Below are 1254 nucleotides of genomic sequence, written 5' to 3' on the forward strand. Positions count from 1 at the left end.
GCCGGCGTCGATCCGATACCAGTCGGCGAGTTCGCCGGTCATCCGGTGCACAGCGTGCTCGATAGTCATGAACGGCTTGCCGGCCTTTTCGGCGTCGTGGACGTGGCGCAGCAGCCGCAGCCCGAAGTTATAGAACGCCATGTTGCGCAAGTGCGCTCCCGCGTCCGAGAAGCCCATTTGGACGCCTGATTCACGGGCCAGCTTCTTGAGCAGCTCGGGACGGTGGTTGGAGATGGTGGTGCGCCACCGCAGCGCGCCGCCGTGCTCGACGACCAGGTCGAGGAACGCGTCGACGGGGTGCAGGCCGCCGCGGTCAATACCTACCTGCCCGAACGACTTACCGATCACCGACGGGTCGGGGCACGCCACGATTTCGGCATCGAAGAAGTCGCGGTGCCACAGCGACGGCCCGAGCTTGATGCGGTCGAACTCGCGCCGGAACTTGCGGCGGTATTCCTTGTTCGCCAGTAATGCGTTGCGCTCCAACTGGTCTCGCAAGTGCAGGGCGGCCGTTCCGGCGCCGAACTCCTCGAAGACCGGCAGGTCGATTCCATCGGAGTACAACTCGAATGGCACCGGCAGGTGCTGAAACCGCACGCTGGCGCCCAGTAGCTTGTTCAGCAGACGAGTCCCCGGGCCGAACACGTAAACCGACAGCGGCATCGACTTGGCGTCGGCGGATACCAGCATGCTCATCCGAACGCCCTTGCCCCAGTTGAGTAGCCGGCTGCTGGCCAGGAAGAAGAGCATTCCGGTCGACGGCCTTGCCACGTTGGGGGCGCTTTGCAGAATTCGGCCGCGCTTGCGCAGGACCTTGATCAGCTTGCGCCGCTCCCGCCACGTCGCGAAAGTGGACGGCAGGGCGCGGGAGCGGAACCGTTCGCCGTCTAGTTTGTCTATGGGGGCGTCCATTCCGGACATGCCGAGGACACCGGCGTCCAGGGCCTCGTCCAGCAGTTCGGCCATCTTCTCCAGCTCGGCCTCGGTGGGCCGCACCGCGGCGTCGGTGGCCCGATCAAGTCCCAGCACCGCGGTCCGCAGGTCCGAATGACCAAGCAGTGAACCGATATTGGGACCCAGCGGCAGGGCGTCGATCGCCTTGATGTACTCCGCGGCCGTCGACCACGTTCGGTTGGAATCCAGTGCGCCGAAGACGTATTCGTGCGGCACCGCCTCCACGCGGCTGAACAGGTCGGCGGCGTCTTGGGAATCAGCGTAGACCGTCGACAACGAGCAGTTGCCCAGCAGCACCGT

At 65.2% G+C, this 1254-nt stretch carries 1 protein-coding gene; it reads right to left on the reverse strand.

Features of this window, described 5'->3' with window-relative positions; genetic code table 11:
* Positions 1-1254, reverse strand: a 1254-nt coding sequence (locus A5686_RS07815) for a hypothetical protein (RefSeq protein WP_067932790.1), incomplete at both ends; no start/stop codon positions are given.

It is taken from the genome of Mycobacterium sp. E2479 (assembly GCF_001667925.1).
Taxonomy (GTDB): domain Bacteria; phylum Actinomycetota; class Actinomycetes; order Mycobacteriales; family Mycobacteriaceae; genus Mycobacterium.